Genomic DNA, 15,148 nt, shown 5'->3' on the forward strand with positions numbered 1-15,148 from the left:
TCTGTATTTCCCAACGTTAATAGCGTCTCAGCCGACAGGTATTAACGTTGGGTACAGCTATGCCACTTCACCATCCTGCGTACCAAAATCCGGATGCCCTTTGGCGCAACGTTACGGGCCCAAGCGCTTTCAACCCCAGAACTCGCGGTGAACTCAAGGCCGAATTGCTCGACAGGCCGTCGTTTACGGCGCAAGAAATGACCTTCGCCAGCAGCCACAAAAAAATCATCGTGACCGCAGAGTTCGACGAGTTTGGCTCCAAGGCTTATCGCGCCATTGCCCTGACTCTGGACATCAATATCCAGTCGGGTATCTACCTGTTTAAACAGGGAGAACCTGGCCCTGTGCAGGGGATGTCCTACATCGAATACGTTGAAGTTGATGGGCGCGAGATGTACCACTTGAACCAGGCCAATGTCGGCACCTTGCACCTCAGCGTGATCGAGAGTTGCTACAGCGCCCGCCTGTTCACCTTTGAAGGCTCAGACCATAAAGGCGAAGCCCTTGAGATGTGCGGTGATTTCACCATCACCCCACCCCACGCCAGCTTCTGACTTTCCGGCTTGTGGCCGACGACAAATGGCGCAGCCGCCATCATGGGGTATGCTGCGCACTTGTCTTTGTCCGACCGGAGCCTGCAATGTCCCTCGCACGATTAGTCCCGCTGCTCAGCCTCGGTTTGCTGGCCGCCTGTGCGCACCCGCCTGCGCAAAACGTTACTGTTGAAGAACAAAGCGACTGCCCGATTCAACTGCATGTAGGGCAAAACCTCATGCTGTCGCTGCCCAGCAACCCCACCACCGGCTACCGCTGGGCCATCCAGGACTCGGCGGGCGGCGTGCTGCGCAGCCTTGGTCCTGAGGTCTACAACAGCAGCGATGACGGCCAACTGCTCGGCAGTGGCGGGCATTCGACCTGGCGCTTTGAGGCCTTTGCTGCGGGCAACGGCCGCCTGCGCCTGACCTCTCAGCAACCCTGGGAGCCCGAAGCAGAACCGGCGCAAACCTTCGATTGCCCCATCACCGTTAACTGAGCCTGCACGGCTTATCAGACAGACCGCGCATCCCGGCGCCAACTTGGCTAAAATGCGCCCCCGTTTTAACTATCCAGCGCCGGAACTGTCGTGAGCAAAGAAGTCGTGAGCAAAGAACCTGACCGTATTTTCGCCCAGCCCCTGGCCCAGGTCCCGGACTTCGCCTTTAACGAAGACGTGGTGCGGGTGTTCCCGGACATGATCAAGCGCTCGGTGCCGGGTTACCCGACGATTGTCGAAAACCTGGGCGTGCTCGCGGCTCAATTCGCCCAGCCCGACAGCGTGCTGTACGACTTGGGCAGTTCCTTGGGCGCGGTGACCCAGGCTTTGCGCCGCCATGTGCGCACCGATGGCTGCAAAGTCATTGCCGTGGACAACTCCACCGCCATGGTCGAGCGCTGCCGTGAATACCTCAACGCCCAGAACTCGATGTTTCAGGAGTTGCTGCCGGTCGAGGTAATCGAAGGCGACATTCTGGCCCTGGAATTTCAGCCTGCCTCGGTAGTGGCGCTGAACTTCACCCTGCAATTTATCGCCCCTGACCAGCGCCTGGCCTTGCTCAGCCGGATTCGCCAGTCGTTGCTGCCGGGTGGCGCGATGATCCTCTCCGAGAAGCTGCGCTTCAGTGATCCCGAAGAGCATGCGCTGCTGACCGATCTGCACATCGCCTTCAAGCGGGCCAACGGTTACAGCGACCTTGAAATTGCGCAAAAGCGCAGCGCCATCGAAAACGTCATGAAGCCCGACAGCCTCGAAGAACACCGCGAACGCCTGCTGGCGGCCGGGTTCTCGAAAGTCGTGCCGTGGTTCCAGTGTCTTAACTTTGCCTCGTTGATTGCCTTGCCATGATTGATCTTTCCCCCCTCGCCCGCCGTTTGGCCGGGACGCCCTTGGCTGAATGGGCCAACACTCTGCAAGCGCAGCTCGACGTCAAAATGGAGAAAGGTCACGGCGACCTGGAACGCTGGCAAAGTGCGCTGGACGCCTTGCCCAACGTGCTGCCGACCGAGATCGACCTGCTCAATGGCCTGACCCTGGACACCGACTGCGACGACGCCACGCGCGCGCAAATGCGCCAGGCGCTGCTCGGCCTGTCACCGTGGCGCAAAGGCCCGTTTGACTTGTTCGGCGTGCATGTCGACACCGAGTGGCATTCAGACTGGAAATGGTCACGCGTGGCGCCGCACATCGACCTTAAGGGCAAGCGCATCCTTGATGTCGGCTGCGGCAATGGTTACTACATGTGGCGCATGCTCGGCGCAGGCGCCCACAGCGTGATCGGCGTCGACCCCAACTGGCTGTTCTTCTGCCAGTTCCAGGCCGTTCAACGCTTTTTGCAGCAAGAGGCCGCCTGGCACCTGCCCTTCCCGTTCGAAGACCTGCCGGCCAACCTGGAAGGCTTCGACACGGTGTTTTCCATGGGCGTGTTCTACCACCGCCGCTCCCCCATCGAGCATTTGCTGGCGTTGAAAGACTGCCTGGTCAAAGGGGGCGAACTGGTGCTGGAAACCCTGGTGATTGAAGGCGATGTGAACCAGGTGCTGGTGCCCGAAGACCGCTACGCGCAGATGCGCAACGTGTGGTTCCTGCCCTCGATCCCCGCCCTGGAACGCTGGCTGCGCCGTGCCGGTTTCAGCGACGTGCATTGCGTCGACGTAAGCATCACCACCGTTGAAGAACAACGTGCGACTGAATGGATGAAATACCAGTCGCTGAGCGACTACCTGGACCCGAACGACCACAGCAAAACCATTGAAGGCCTACCCGCGCCGATGCGCGCCGTGATCGTCGCTAAAAAATAAAACCATCCCCCCCCTGTGGGAGCGGGCTTGCTCGCGATATGAACACCTCGGTACATCATGTATATCGAGGTGATCTCATCGCGAGCAAGCCCGCTCCCACAGCAAGCTCGCTCCTACAAGGGTCTGCGGGTTATTTCGCCCGGCGGGCCTTGAAGAATTCGCTGAGGATGGCGCCGCATTCGTCGGCCAGCACCCCGCCTTCAAACAGCACCCGGTGGTTCAAAAAGCCCTGGGTAAAAAATTGCCCCTGGCTTTGCACAATCCCGGCCTTGGGCTCCAGCGCACCGAACACCACCCGCGACACCCGCGAATGCACGATCAAGCCTGCGCACATGCTGCACGGCTCGAGCGTCACGTACAGCGTGCTGCCGGGCAGCCGGTAGTTGCTGGCCGCCGTGGCCGCGGCGCGGATGGCGACCATTTCAGCATGGGCGCTGGGGTCGCTGCCGCTGATGGGGCAGTTGAAACCACGGCCGATGATTTCACCGTTTTGCACCAGCACCGCGCCCACCGGCACTTCACCCAAGGCCGCGCCTTGCGCCGCCAGCGCCAGCGCTTCACGCATAAAGTCTTGATCGCGGCTGCGGTCGATAATCTGGGGTTGACGCCCTTGTCGCATCAGGAAACCTCAATTGCGGCCATGAGGCCGGTTTCCATGTGGTCAATCACATGGCAGTGGAACATCCACACGCCGGGATTATCGGCCACCAGGGCCACGCGGGCACGCTCGTTTTTGCCCAACAGGTACGTGTCGGTGAAATACGGCGTGATTTTTTTGCGATTGGACGCCAGCACCTTGAAGCTCATGCCGTGCAGGTGGATTGGATGCTGGTACTGGGTCATGTTCTTGAATTCAAACACGTAGCTCTGGCCCAGCTTGAGCTTGGCAATCGGCCGGTCAGCGCAGGTTTTGTCTTTGATGTCCCAGGCTACGCCGTTGATCTGCCACAGGCTCGGCGGCTGATCCGTGCCCAGGTTCTCGGACACGGAACCGACCCATTCAAAGTTGAAATTGATCTTCTCGGCCTTGTCGACATCAGGCTCGGCAATCGGATTGGCCGGCAAGGCGGGCGGCCATTGTGCAGGTGCATCGTTATTGGCCACCGACAACAGCGTGCCCAAACGCACCGGACCATCGCGCAACGACAGTTCTTCACCCGCAGCCGGGGCCTTGATCGCCAGGCAAATACGCATGCCGGGGCCCAGCCAATACTCTTTGCCCAGCGGGCGCGGCTCGATGGGGTTGCCATCCAGCGCATAGATCTGCGCCTCGACGCCGGGAATATTCAGGCGATAGGTCAGGGTGTTGTCGAGGTTGAGAATTCGCACGCGGGTGATTTGCCCGGCAGGCAATTCAATGGTCGGCACATGGCTGCCATTAATCGTCGACAAACGCCCCGCCGTACCGCCACGCGCCGCCTCACGGGTGATGCTGAAAGGCAAAAAGTTGCCTTCTTCATCGACGTGCCAGTTTTTAATGCTCAGCGTGCGCTCGTGCTTGAAGCCCGTAGGCTCGCGCTCTTCGACAATCAGCGGGCCGACCAGGCCTCGGCCCAGTTCTTCGCTGCTGTTGACGTGGGGGTGATACCAATAGCTGCCCGCATCGGGCACCCGGAACTTGTAATCGAAGTATTCGCCAGGCAGCACCGGCAATTGCGAGACGTACGGCACGCCGTCCATTTCCAGAGGCAGGCGGATGCCGTGCCAATGGATCGTGGTCGCAACCGGCAGATGGTTGATAAACCGCACCCGCAGCCATTCACCCTGGCGCACCCGTAGCTCAGTGCCCGGCGCCGAAGGGCCAAAAGCCCAGGCCTCGGTCTGATGACCGGGCACCAGCTCAACGTCCAGCGGCGCGGCAATCAGCTCGTAATCGTGACCGGCCTGCTCATCGGCCATCTTGCCCAACCAGTAACGCGAAGCGCCCCCTGCGCCAACACCCACCACGACCAGGCCGGCTAAACCACCGAGTATTTGTCGACGGGTAAAGGACATGGACTTAACTACCTCTCGTATCCGGCGCGGGCTCAGCGCCCGCAAAAGGCGAATACGATACACCTGCAACTGCGAAACAGTAAGGGTGGGGTGACGACGGACTGCAAAAGCCCCTCACCCTTGCCCTCTCCCAAGGGAGAGGGAACCGACTGGGGGATATTGCAGAGATGCAGCAACGTGAAATGACTCCATTGAATCCATAATCGACTCGATTTCTCAGGTCGATGCATCTTGTGGAACAACTCGGTCAGTCCCCTCTCCCTCCGGGAGAGGGTTAGGGAGAGGGCAGTTTTCAGTCGTAAACGCCCACCAAATGCACCACACCGCCCGCCAGGGTCATCATCCCCGGCACACCCGCCAGTCGCAGAGCGTGAGGGTCAACACGTGACGTATCGTTTAGCTCCACGCGGATGCGGGTCAACGCCACGCGCTGCTCGGACTTGAGGTTGCCGGCGCCGCCAAGGGCCGCGACCACCGCGCTCGCCAGCGTCGACACATTGGGGGCGGGCTCATCCGCCACCAGGTCCGGGGTCAGTGCTTTCCAAAAAGCCTGCTGCAATTTTGCAAACATGTTCAGTTCTCCAGCACCAATGAATGAGCAACGTTAGCCGCGTGTGACGGCTGCAAGGCGGCACGCACCTGCTCTGCACTTTCCAGCTCCAGCACCTGCTGCGCCAACACTTGGCAGTCCTTGAATTCCAGCTCACGAACCCGCGCTTTAATAGTCGGGATCAACGGCACGCTCACCGATAACTCGTCCACACCCAAGCCAACCAGTAGCGGCACCGCCAATGACTCGGACGCCAGCGCGCCGCACACGCCCACCCACTTGCCGTGGGCATGCGCGGCCTTGACGGTCGTGGCGATCAGGCGCAGTACCGCCGGGTGAAAACTGTCGGCCTGGCTGGCCAGACGCGGGTGATCGCGGTCCATCGCCAAGGTGTATTGGGTCAGGTCATTGGTGCCAATCGAGAAGAAGTCGACTTCAGGGGCGAACACGTCAGCCATCAGCGCGGCCGCCGGAACTTCAATCATGATCCCAAGCTTGGGCAACCGGGTAATACCCAGGCGTTGCGCTTGCTCCTCCAGCAACTGGCGGGCGAGGCGCAACTCGGACACTTGGGTGACCATCGGCAGCATGATGTGCAGGCGGGTCAGGTCGGCACTGGCCAGGATCGCGCTGAACTGCTCACGCAGCAGTTCAGGACGCTCCAGACACAGGCGAACCCCGCGCATGCCTAAAAACGGGTTGGCCTCAGGTTCCATCGGCACGTAGGTCAAGGGTTTGTCACCGCCCACATCCAGCGTGCGCACCACCAGGTTGTAGTCAGGGCCAACCGCGCGGGCAATGGCGCTGTAGGTCGCGACCTGTTCGTCGTGGCTCGGCGCGCTGCTGCGCTCCAGGTACAAGAACTCGGAACGCAACAAGCCCACGCCTTCACCGCCCAGGCTCATGCCCTGCTCGGCCTCGGCCAGCGAGGCGATGTTGGCAGACACTTCGATATGCCGACCATCGCGGGTATCCGCCCGCAACGCCGCGTGCGCCAGATCCAGCGCCTGGCGCAGACGCTGCTGCTCGCGCTTGGCCGTCAGCGCTGCCACCGCTGCTTCGCTGGGGCGCACATGCAACTCGCCCTGCTCGGCATCCAGCAACACCGGCGTGCCGCTGGCCAAGCTCAGGACGTGCGCAGGCAAGCCACACATGGCCGGCAAGCCCAAGGCCCGCGCCAGAATCGCCACATGGCTGGTGGCGCCGCCGCCCACGGTGGCAAACCCCACCACCTTGGTTGTATCGAGCCCGGCGGTTTGTGAAGGGCTGAGTTGCTCTGCGATCAAGATGGCGTTGTCGGGCAGCGCCTGAACCGTGTCCTCGACCCGCAGAATCAACTTGAGCACGCGCTGCCCGACATCTGCGAGGTCTTGCGCCCGCTCCGCCAGAAACGCATTGCCCAGATTGCGGAAGACTTTTTCGTTGGCTTCAACCGCAGCGGCCCACGAAAACGCCGCGCTTTTGCCCGACGCCAACAGCGGGTAGGCCTGCTCCAGCAAGCTTGGGTCTTGCAGCAGTTCACGGTGGGCACTGAAGATTTGCCCCTGCGGGCCTTGGCTGAACTCGCGACCCAAGGTGTCCAGTGCGGTATCCGCTTCGAGCAGGGCGCGTTGCAACTGCGCCCGCTCAAAGGCTTCACCCGCCCCTGCTTCCGGGTAGTCGAGGGTCTGCGCGGCGACTTGCACCACCTGCCCAAACACCGCCCCGGAAGACGCGCAGACACCGCGCAACAAGGTGTCATCCACCCGCACCGGTTCAGGTGCCGGTGCGTACGTAGTTTCAGTGGCAACTTGGGCAACGGGCGTCACCGCCTCGCCGCAACCGGCCACCAGCAGATCTGAGAGCACACGAATCGCTTGCTCGGCATCCTCGCCAGTGGCGCTGACCTGCACCACATCGCCGTGGCTGGTTTGCAAGGTCATGATCGCGACCAACGATTTGGCGTTGATGCGCTGCTCGTGTTTGTGCAGCTCGATGGTGGCCGCAAAACCCTTGGCCGCCTGGGCAAACACCGCCGCAGGGCGGGCGTGCAGGCCGTTCGGGTTGGGCAGCACAATGGCCAGCGAAAACAGCGTGTCACCCTGGCTCGGCGCCTGCTGCGTCGAGGCTTGCGCGGCCGCGCCCACACGCAGCAGCGGCTGGCCAGCCTCGACCAGCACTTCGCTGCCCGACACGTCGGTAATGCTTTCACCGCTGACCACCAGCATCAGGGTGAGCAAGCTGCGTGCATTTTGCGCGACGTAGTCGGCATCAAATTCGATCAACGCCTGCCCGGCTACGACCTGCTGGCCTTCCTCAACCAGGCAGGTGAAGCCTTGGCCGCCAAGGTTTACCGTGTCCAGGCCGATGTGCAGCAGCACTTGCACCCCGCTTGCATCAGTAATGCTGACCGCGTGCCCGGTGTGCTGCAGGTTGCTGATCACACCGGCCAGCGGCGCACAGAGCACCTGCGACGTCGGGTCGATGCACAGGCCGTCGCCCATCAAACGGCTGGAGAACACCGGGTCAGGCACGTGCTCAAGCGGCATCAGGACACCCGATAACGGCGCCAGCAGTTCCAGTTGTTGGGTTGTAACCATGACTTCACCTGCAGTTGATTCGGTTAAATGCCGATGGAGCGCGAGCCCCGCAGCGTCGCTTATTTCCACCAGTACTCGATTTGTACACCGGCGTTGGAACCATGCCGCGCCGAGCCAAAGGCGCCGCTGTCAGACAATGCAGAGCCTGCATCAAACTCATTGGCCGCACGTTGCGCGGCGGCGTTCCAGCTCGCGTAGGTGTAATACAAGCGGATTTCCGGGCGAGCCCAGAAGCTTGGACCATTGGGCGACCAGGTCGGCGCAAAGGTGAACTTGCTCAGCTTGCGCGTACCGTCTGGGGCACGCACCTGGTCATGCCCAAACTCGGTCACCAGCTTGAACTGCTCGGTGATCGCGTAGGTCGGTCGCACGCCCAGCGAGAGCCACTCCTGATTGCCGCCATCCGGGCGGAAGTCCTTTTGATACACGGCCTCGACCTGCCCGCCAAAACGCGGGGTCACTTGCCAGTCAAAAAATTCGACGATCCGGTAACGCTTGCTGCTGTTATCCAGCCGGGTATCGCCGGTGTAGCCCAGCCCCGTGCCGGAGCCTTCGCCGTATTGCAGGGCCAGTTTGTTTTTGCCGCCCAGAAACTCGCTCTGGACGTGCTGCGCGGTGATCGCCCAGCCACTGTGCGCGTCGGTGCGCTGGGGTTTTTCCAGATAGCTGAGGCCGAATTCCAGTTGCCCGCCGGGGTTGGTGTTGAACCCGGCGACGTTAAAATCGTGACGCGTTACGTAGTCTTCCTGATACAGGCTGTCTTTGCGCGACAAGGCGTAGCTGTACTTCAGACCGCCGATCAATACGTCCTCGATGCCCGCGCCGGTAGCGCTCTGGTTCCAGTAGTAGAAGTCGGAAATATGAATGTCGTTACGCTTGTAGTAACGCCGCCCGGCCCACACCGAGCCGCCATTGAGGCTCGGCAGGTTGGACCACTGCGCGTACAACTGCGGCAAGCGCGCCGAACCGTTATCGCCCTGGAACGTCAGCTGGCGGTTGTATTGGTTGTACAGCGAGGCCATACCGTCAACGCTGAGGACCGAACCGTCATCAAAGTTATAGACGTCCTGGCGCAACTCCAACTCAGCATACTGCTCGCATTCATTGCCCAACCGATACTTGGCCTCGGCGCCAGGCAGCTTGAAGCACGACTGCTTGCCGCCTTCCAGCGAATTGCCGATGCCGCTGCGCAAGTACCCGGCGAACTCCAGGGCGTTGGCCGAAAGCGGCGCCAGCAGGCACACGCAAGCGGTGAAAATACTGCGATTGAGGGTTGTGTTCATGAGTGGCCTTTTTATTTTTATTGTGATGAAACCGATAAAGCCTCTGTAGGAGCGAGCTTGCCTCGCGATCTTTTAAAAGATCAAAAGATCGCGAGACAAGCTCGCTCCTACAGGGTTATTGCGTTGTCAGATGCACGGCAAACGACTCGTAGGGGCGCAAGGTGATGCGCTGCGTGCGCGTCGACTGGTCGTCGTAGTTGCTGATCAACAGGCGTTGGGCCATGTCTTGGCTGATCACGCCGTCAGGCAAATCCACCACGCAATCGGTGCCGTAGAAGTTGTTGAGCACCAGCACGCTTTCGCCCTCGCCCTGGCGCAGATACGCCCAGACCTGCGGGTGCTCGGCCAGCAACTGGCGGTATTCGCCGTGTGACAGCAGCGGCTCTTCGCGACGCAACGCAATCAGCCGACGGTAGTGATGCAGCACCGAGTCCGGGTCATTCAATTGCGCATCGACGTTGATCTGCGCGGCGTTCGCAGGGATCCCGATCCACGGCTCTGCCGTGCTGAAACCGGCATTGGCCTGCTGGTTCCATTGCATCGGCGTGCGGCTGTTGTCCCGCGACTTTTGCAGGATCGCTGCCATGCAGTCTTCGTGGGACACCCCGGCTTCGCGCTTGAGGCGATAGATGTTCAGGGTTTCGACGTCGCGGTATTGCTCGATGCGCTCGAAACCCGGGTTGGTCATGCCGATTTCTTCACCCTGATACACATACGGCGTGCCTTGCAGGCAATGCAGGGCGGTGGCGAGCATCTTCGCCGAGACCACACGGAACTCACCGTCATCACCAAAGCGCGACACCGCACGGGGTTGGTCGTGGTTACACCAGAACAACGCGTTCCAGCCGCCACCGGCCTGCATGCCCACTTGCCAGTCCGACAAAATGCCTTTGAGCGCAAGGAAGTCGAAGTCGGCACGCACCCACTTCTGCATGTTTGGGTAGTCCACTTTCAAGTGATGAAAGTTGAAGGTCATCGACAGCTCTTTGCTCTCTGGCCGCGAGTAGCGGATGCAGTGTTCAAGGCTGGTAGAAGACATTTCACCAACGCTGACCAGATCGTGCCCGGCGAACACTTCGCGGTGCATCTCTTGCAAGTATTCGTGCACGTTGGGGCCGTCGGTGTAAAAGCGCCGACCATCGCTGTTGTCTTCCGGGAAGTGCGCAGGTTTGGAGATCAGGTTGATCACGTCCAGGCGGAAACCGCCCACGCCCTTGTCACGCCAGAAGCCCATGAGTTTGTAGACTTCGGCGCGCACCTTGGGGTTGTCCCAGTTCAAGTCGGCCTGGGTGTGGTCAAACAGGTGCAGATAGTACTGACCGGTTTGCGCCTCGTATTCCCAGGCCGAACCGCCGAACTTGGACTCCCAGTTGTTCGGCTGGTCACGCCAGATGTAGAAGTCGCGATACGGGTTGTCGAGGCTGCTGCGCGCTTGCTGGAACCACTCGTGTTCGATGGAGGTGTGGTTCACCACGATGTCGAGCATCAGCTTGATCCCACGGGCCTTGGCCTCGCTGATTAACAGCTCGCAATCGGCCATGCTGCCGTAGCTCGGGTCGATGGCGTAGTAGTCGCTGATGTCATAGCCGTTGTCGCGCTGCGGCGAGCGCAGAAACGGCGTCAGCCACAGGTAATCCACGCCCAGCCATTGCAGGTAGTCGAGCTTGTCGACCACGCCCAACAAGTCACCGGTGGCGTTGCCCGCGTGGCTGTGAAAACTTTTTGGGTAGATCTGATAGATCACCGAACGCTGCCAGTCTTGCATGAGAGGCTCCTTGCATAATCTTTGTAAAAGGGGCCGCTTCGCAGCCCATCGCAGCCTTCGGCAGCGACTACAGACGAGGGTCAGGCCACGCGGTAGCCGGGGCGGATGATTTTCAGGCTGAGTGCGCACGTCAAAACAAACGGCACGATGATCGCGACCAACATGCCGATGACGAACATCGGGATGTACTGCGGAATGATCGAGATAAATCCCGGCAAGCCGCCGACGCCAATCGCCGAGGCCTGGACCTTGTTCAGCGACAGGAAAATGCTGCCCAGCGCCGAGCCGATCAGGGCCGCGTAGAACGGAAATTTGTAACGCAGGTTGACCCCGAACATCGCCGGTTCAGTGATGCCGAAATACGCGGACACCGCCGAGGTAGACGCCATGCTGCGCTCGCGCACGTTGCGGCTCATGTAGAACACGCCAAGCGCCGCGCTGCCCTGGGCCAGGTTGGACATCACGATCATCGGCCAGATAAATGTGCCGCCCTGGGTCGAGATCAATTGCAGGTCAACTGCGAGGAACATGTGGTGCATGCCGGTGATCACCAGCGGTGCGTACAACAGGCCAAAAATCATGCCGCCGAGCACTGGCGCCAGGTCAAACAGCATGACCACGCCTTCGGTGATCAGGATACCCAGGTGACGGGTCACCGGGCCGATGATCGCTAGCGCCAGCACGCCGGTAATAACGATGGTGGTGATGGGCACGACCAGCAATTGAATGGCATTGGGCACCCGTGCGCGCAGCCATTTCTCGATCACGCTCATCACGTACGCGGCCAGCAGGATCGGCAGGATTTGCCCCTGGTAGCCGACCTTCTCGATCTGGAACACACCCAGAATGTTGAAGTACGGCAGGCTTTGACCGTCCAGCCCGGCCACGGCCTTGCCGTAGTTCCAGGCGTTGAGCAGGTCGGGGTGTACCAGCATCAGGCCGAGCACGATGCCGAGGATTTCACTGCCGCCAAAGCGCTTGGCCGCCGACCAGCCCACCAACGCGGGCAAGAACACGAACGAGGTGTTGGCCATCAGGTTGATCAGGCTCCACACCCCGTCCAGCGACGGGTAGGCATCGAGCAGGGTTTTGTCGGCAATGAACATGCCTTTGGCGCCGAGCAGGTTGTTCACCCCCATCAGCAGGCCGGCAATGATCAGCGCGGGCAGAATCGGCATGAACACATCAGAGAACACCCGCACCAGACGCTGCATGGCGTTGGCCTTGTCGGCGCCTTTTTGCTTGACGTCGGCAATGGTCGACGCAGCCAGGCCGGTTTGCTCGCGCAGGGCGGCATAGACCTTTTCGACGTCGCCGGGGCCGATGACCACTTGGTACAGGCCACCGGTAAAGAAGGAACCTTTGACCAGGTCAATCTGATTGAGGGTTGCGCTATCGACCAGGCTGGGGTCTTTCAGCGCGAGGCGCAGACGGGTGACGCAGTGCGCGGCTTGCTCCAGGTTGTCGACGCCACCTAGGCATTGCAGCAACTCACCGGCAATCTTCGAATAATCGTGGCTCATGCGTTGTCTTCCGCTTGAAATTTTTATTATGGAGCGTCGTTTTGGCAGCACGCCGAAGCGAAAAATACTCGTCTGTACGAGTTAAAGCAACAACTGGTACAGACGAGTTTGAAAAATAAGCCGTGGCCTCTGCTTTACTGTGCAGTAGTTGGCAATCAGCACTATCAGCCACCTCTGAAGAATGCGCCTGAATGTTCCTAAAACAGAGCCTTTACCGCAGAGCTTGCGCTGCTCCCCCCCTGCCCTTATGGTTCGGGCCTTGAACACCTTCGGCATAGAGCCATCGTTATGACTAAATACAGCCAGATCTACACCGATCTGCTTGCAAACATCACCACTGAGCGCCTGGCGCGCGGTGCGCGCTTGCCGTCCGAAACAGAATTGATGACCCGCTACGACGCCAGCCGCGGCACCGTGCGCAAGGCGATTGAGCAGCTTCAGGAACGCGGCTTTGCGCAGAAGATCCATGGCAAAGGGACGTTTGTATTGTCTTCCAGCCCCATTGAGTTCCAGCTGGGCGGGATTGTCAGCTTCCAGGAAACCTACCCGAGCCTGGGCAATGACGTCAGCACTGAAGTGGTTGAGTTTGAGCACTTCCCGCTGGAGGGCGCGCTGACAGACAAGATCGACGCCGAGCCAGGCAGCCTGATCACTCGCGTCAAACGCGTGCGGCGCATAGATGGCAAACGGGTGATTCTGGACATCAACTGCTTCGTCAGCGAGCTGATTCCGGGGCTGACGCCAGAAATAGCGCAGCACTCGATCTACGCGTATATCGAGCAAACCCTGAACCTGCAGATCAGCTTTGCCCAGCGCACCATCGAAGCGGTGCCGCGCAGCAAGGATGATCAACTGCACCTGGATCTGGATGGGCAAAGCCACGTGATTGTGGTGAGCAACCAGACGTTCTTGCAGGACGGCAGGCAGTTTGAGTACACCGAGTCGCGGCATACCTTGGACAAGTTTTACTTTTCGGACATTGCCCGGCGCTAAACGTGTAGGAGCGAGCTTGCCTCGCGATCTTTGAAAAGGTCAAAAGATCGCGAGGCAAGCTCGCTCCTACAGTTAGCCGTGCGCAGTGTTTAGTGCTTGAACATCACATGCCGAATGGTGGTGTAGTCCTCAAGGCCGTACATCGACATGTCCTTGCCATAGCCTGAGAGCTTGGCGCCGCCGTGGGGCATTTCGCTGACCAGCATGAAGTGCGTGTTGACCCAGGTGCAGCCGTATTGCAGGCGGGCCGCCAACCGATGGGCGCGGCCGACATCGTGAGTCCACACCGAAGACGCCAGGCCATAGTCGGAGTCGTTGGCAAACTGCAAAGCCTGCGTTTCGTCGTCGAATTCGGTGACAGACACCACCGGCCCGAAGATCTCATGGCGCACCACTTCATCGTCCTGACGCGCACCCGCCAAAACGGTCGGTTCAAAGAAGAACCCCGGCCCTGCCACGCGCTTGCCGCCCGTTACCACTTCAATGTGCGACTGCTCACGGGCACGCTGGACAAAGCCTTCAACCCGCTCCAGATGCTGCAAGGTGATCAAGGGCCCAAGTTCTGTCTCAGGGTCGTCCTGCAACCCATGGCGAATACTGGACACAGCCTCACCGAGCTTTCTTACAAACTCGTGGTACACGCCCTTCTGTACATAAATACGGCAGGCAGCGGTGCAGTCCTGGCCGGCGTTGTAGAAGCCGAAGGTACGGATACCTTCAACCGCCGCGTCGATATCGGCATCGTCAAACACGATCACCGGGGCCTTGCCGCCCAACTCCATGTGCATGCGTTTAACGCTGTCGGCCGTTCCGGCGATGATCCGGCTGCCGGTCGCGACCGAACCGGTCAGCGACACCATGCGCACTTTGGGGTGGCTGGTCAGCGGTTTGCCGACACTTGGGCCGCGGCCAAAGACCACGTTAATGACGCCAGCCGGGAATATCTCTGCCATCAACTGCGCCAGTTTCAACGTGCTCAACGGGGTCTGCTCAGACGGCTTGATCACCACGGTATTACCGGCCGCCAGCGCCGGGGCGAGCTTCCAGGCGGCCATCATCAACGGGTAGTTCCAGGGCGCAATGGACGCCACCACGCCCACCGGATCACGGCGGATCATCGAAGTGTGCCCCGCCAGGTATTCCCCTGCTGCACTGCCTTGCAGGCAACGGCTGGCGCCCGCGAAAAAGCGGAACACATCGGCAACGCCGGGCAGTTCGTCGTTGAGCGCGGCGATGTAGGGTTTGCCGCAGTTATTGGACTCCAGGCGCGCCAGTTCCGGAGCGTGGGCGTCGATGGCGTCGGCCAGTTTCAGCAGCAATTGCGAGCGGTCCTTGGGCGTGGTCTGCGACCAGGCCTCGAACGCCGCGTCGGCTGCGCACACTGCTGCATCGACCTGCGCCAGGCTGGCCTCGGGGATTTCTACCAATGTGGCGCCCAACGACGGGTTGAGCACCGGGAGTTTTTCGCCTTCACCGGCGATGAGTTGACCATTGATCAGCAGGCAAATTTGCATGGTTTCTCCTGTGGGCGGCGTGGGCCACCCCATCAAAAAGGCGCAACCTCCCCGCATGCGCCGCAATCAAGGCGCACGTGGGTAGTTGCAAGGGCTAAGGGGTCGGGTGCG

13 protein-coding genes are annotated in these 15,148 nt (G+C 60.5%); 5 read left to right on the plus strand and 8 right to left on the minus strand.

The features are described 5' to 3' along the window. The first annotated feature begins 59 nt into the window (after positions 1–59). The 4 genes from TU84_RS02905 (at position 60) to cmoB (ending at position 2,835) form a co-directional block, all read left to right on the plus strand. Positions 60–554 carry a hypothetical protein gene (locus TU84_RS02905; RefSeq protein ID WP_048367024.1) on the plus strand — a complete coding sequence of 165 codons (495 nt, stop codon included), beginning with the start codon at positions 60–62 and terminating at the stop codon, positions 552–554. Positions 555–640: 86 nt separating this feature from the next. Then, entirely contained in the window at positions 641–1,033 is a 393-nt protein-coding gene (locus TU84_RS02910) for a protease inhibitor I42 family protein (RefSeq protein ID WP_048367025.1), read from the plus strand. 105 nt (positions 1,034–1,138) lie between these two features. Then, entirely contained in the window at positions 1,139–1,882 is a 744-nt protein-coding gene (gene cmoA, locus TU84_RS02915) for a carboxy-S-adenosyl-L-methionine synthase CmoA (protein WP_048367780.1), read from the plus strand. Continuing rightward, complete coding sequence (cmoB, locus tag TU84_RS02920; protein WP_048367026.1) at positions 1,879–2,835, plus strand: tRNA 5-methoxyuridine(34)/uridine 5-oxyacetic acid(34) synthase CmoB; 957 nt, start codon at positions 1,879–1,881, stop codon at positions 2,833–2,835. The genes cmoA and cmoB overlap by 4 nt, the downstream gene beginning before the upstream one ends. 130 nt (positions 2,836–2,965) lie before the next feature. Here cmoB and tadA read toward each other — a convergent pair whose 3' ends face one another. From tadA to treP, 7 genes are all read right to left on the minus strand, one after another. After that, positions 2,966–3,454 carry a tRNA adenosine(34) deaminase TadA gene (gene tadA, locus TU84_RS02925; RefSeq protein ID WP_048367027.1) on the minus strand — a complete coding sequence of 163 codons (489 nt, stop codon included), beginning with the start codon at positions 3,452–3,454 and terminating at the stop codon, positions 2,966–2,968. Beyond that, positions 3,454–4,830 carry a multicopper oxidase family protein gene (locus tag TU84_RS02930; protein WP_048367028.1) on the minus strand — a complete coding sequence of 459 codons (1,377 nt, stop codon included), beginning with the start codon at positions 4,828–4,830 and terminating at the stop codon, positions 3,454–3,456. The genes tadA and TU84_RS02930 overlap by 1 nt, the downstream gene beginning before the upstream one ends. A gap of 292 nt (positions 4,831–5,122) precedes the next feature. Continuing rightward, positions 5,123–5,401 (minus strand): PTS transporter subunit EIIB, encoded by a 279-nt coding sequence (locus TU84_RS02935; RefSeq protein ID WP_048367029.1) that lies wholly within the window; start codon positions 5,399–5,401, stop codon positions 5,123–5,125. 2 nt (positions 5,402–5,403) lie between these two features. Further along, positions 5,404–7,959, minus strand: a complete 2,556-nt coding sequence (ptsP, locus tag TU84_RS02940) for a phosphoenolpyruvate--protein phosphotransferase (RefSeq protein WP_048367030.1) — start codon at positions 7,957–7,959, stop codon at positions 5,404–5,406. Between the two features lie 59 nt (positions 7,960–8,018). Continuing rightward, positions 8,019–9,242 (minus strand): maltoporin, encoded by a 1,224-nt coding sequence (locus tag TU84_RS02945; protein WP_048367031.1) that lies wholly within the window; start codon positions 9,240–9,242, stop codon positions 8,019–8,021. A gap of 115 nt (positions 9,243–9,357) precedes the next feature. Then, positions 9,358–11,007, minus strand: coding sequence for an alpha,alpha-phosphotrehalase (gene treC, locus TU84_RS02950; RefSeq protein WP_048367032.1), 1,650 nt, complete (start codon positions 11,005–11,007; stop codon positions 9,358–9,360). An 80-nt stretch (positions 11,008–11,087) separates the two neighbouring features. Further along, entirely contained in the window at positions 11,088–12,530 is a 1,443-nt protein-coding gene (gene treP / locus TU84_RS02955; RefSeq protein WP_048367033.1) for a PTS system trehalose-specific EIIBC component, read from the minus strand. A 288-nt stretch (positions 12,531–12,818) separates the two neighbouring features. On the opposite strand from treP, the gene treR reads away from it, so the two are divergent. Beyond that, positions 12,819–13,523: a trehalose operon repressor gene (gene treR, locus TU84_RS02965; protein ID WP_048367036.1), complete on the plus strand. Its 705-nt coding sequence runs from the start codon at positions 12,819–12,821 to the stop codon at positions 13,521–13,523. 89 nt (positions 13,524–13,612) lie between these two features. Here treR and TU84_RS02970 read toward each other — a convergent pair whose 3' ends face one another. Beyond that, on the minus strand, positions 13,613–15,037 hold the full coding sequence (locus tag TU84_RS02970; protein ID WP_048367038.1) for a gamma-aminobutyraldehyde dehydrogenase: 1,425 nt from the start codon (positions 15,035–15,037) through the stop codon (positions 13,613–13,615). Positions 15,038–15,148: the final 111 nt, after the last annotated feature.

The sequence above is a fragment of the Pseudomonas helleri genome, from assembly GCF_001043025.1.
GTDB lineage: Bacteria > Pseudomonadota > Gammaproteobacteria > Pseudomonadales > Pseudomonadaceae > Aquipseudomonas > Aquipseudomonas helleri.

Bases quoted from the DNA above. Each gene is read 5' to 3' on its own strand.
- TU84_RS02905 (WP_048367024.1), top strand. From the start codon at position 60: ATGCCACTTCACCATCCTGCGTACCAAAATCCGGATGCCCTTTGGCGC.
- TU84_RS02910 (WP_048367025.1), top strand. From the start codon at position 641: ATGTCCCTCGCACGATTAGTCCCGCTGCTCAGCCTCGGTTTGCTGGCC.
- cmoB (WP_048367026.1), top strand. From the start codon at position 1,879: ATGATTGATCTTTCCCCCCTCGCCCGCCGTTTGGCCGGGACGCCCTTG.
- tadA (WP_048367027.1), bottom strand. From the start codon at position 3,454: ATGCGACAAGGGCGTCAACCCCAGATTATCGACCGCAGCCGCGATCAA.
- TU84_RS02930 (WP_048367028.1), bottom strand. From the start codon at position 4,830: ATGTCCTTTACCCGTCGACAAATACTCGGTGGTTTAGCCGGCCTGGTC.
- TU84_RS02935 (WP_048367029.1), bottom strand. From the start codon at position 5,401: ATGTTTGCAAAATTGCAGCAGGCTTTTTGGAAAGCACTGACCCCGGAC.
- ptsP (WP_048367030.1), bottom strand. From the start codon at position 7,959: ATGGTTACAACCCAACAACTGGAACTGCTGGCGCCGTTATCGGGTGTC.
- TU84_RS02945 (WP_048367031.1), bottom strand. From the start codon at position 9,242: ATGAACACAACCCTCAATCGCAGTATTTTCACCGCTTGCGTGTGCCTG.
- treC (WP_048367032.1), bottom strand. From the start codon at position 11,007: ATGCAAGACTGGCAGCGTTCGGTGATCTATCAGATCTACCCAAAAAGT.
- treP (WP_048367033.1), bottom strand. From the start codon at position 12,530: ATGAGCCACGATTATTCGAAGATTGCCGGTGAGTTGCTGCAATGCCTA.
- treR (WP_048367036.1), top strand. From the start codon at position 12,819: ATGACTAAATACAGCCAGATCTACACCGATCTGCTTGCAAACATCACC.
- TU84_RS02970 (WP_048367038.1), bottom strand. From the start codon at position 15,037: ATGCAAATTTGCCTGCTGATCAATGGTCAACTCATCGCCGGTGAAGGC.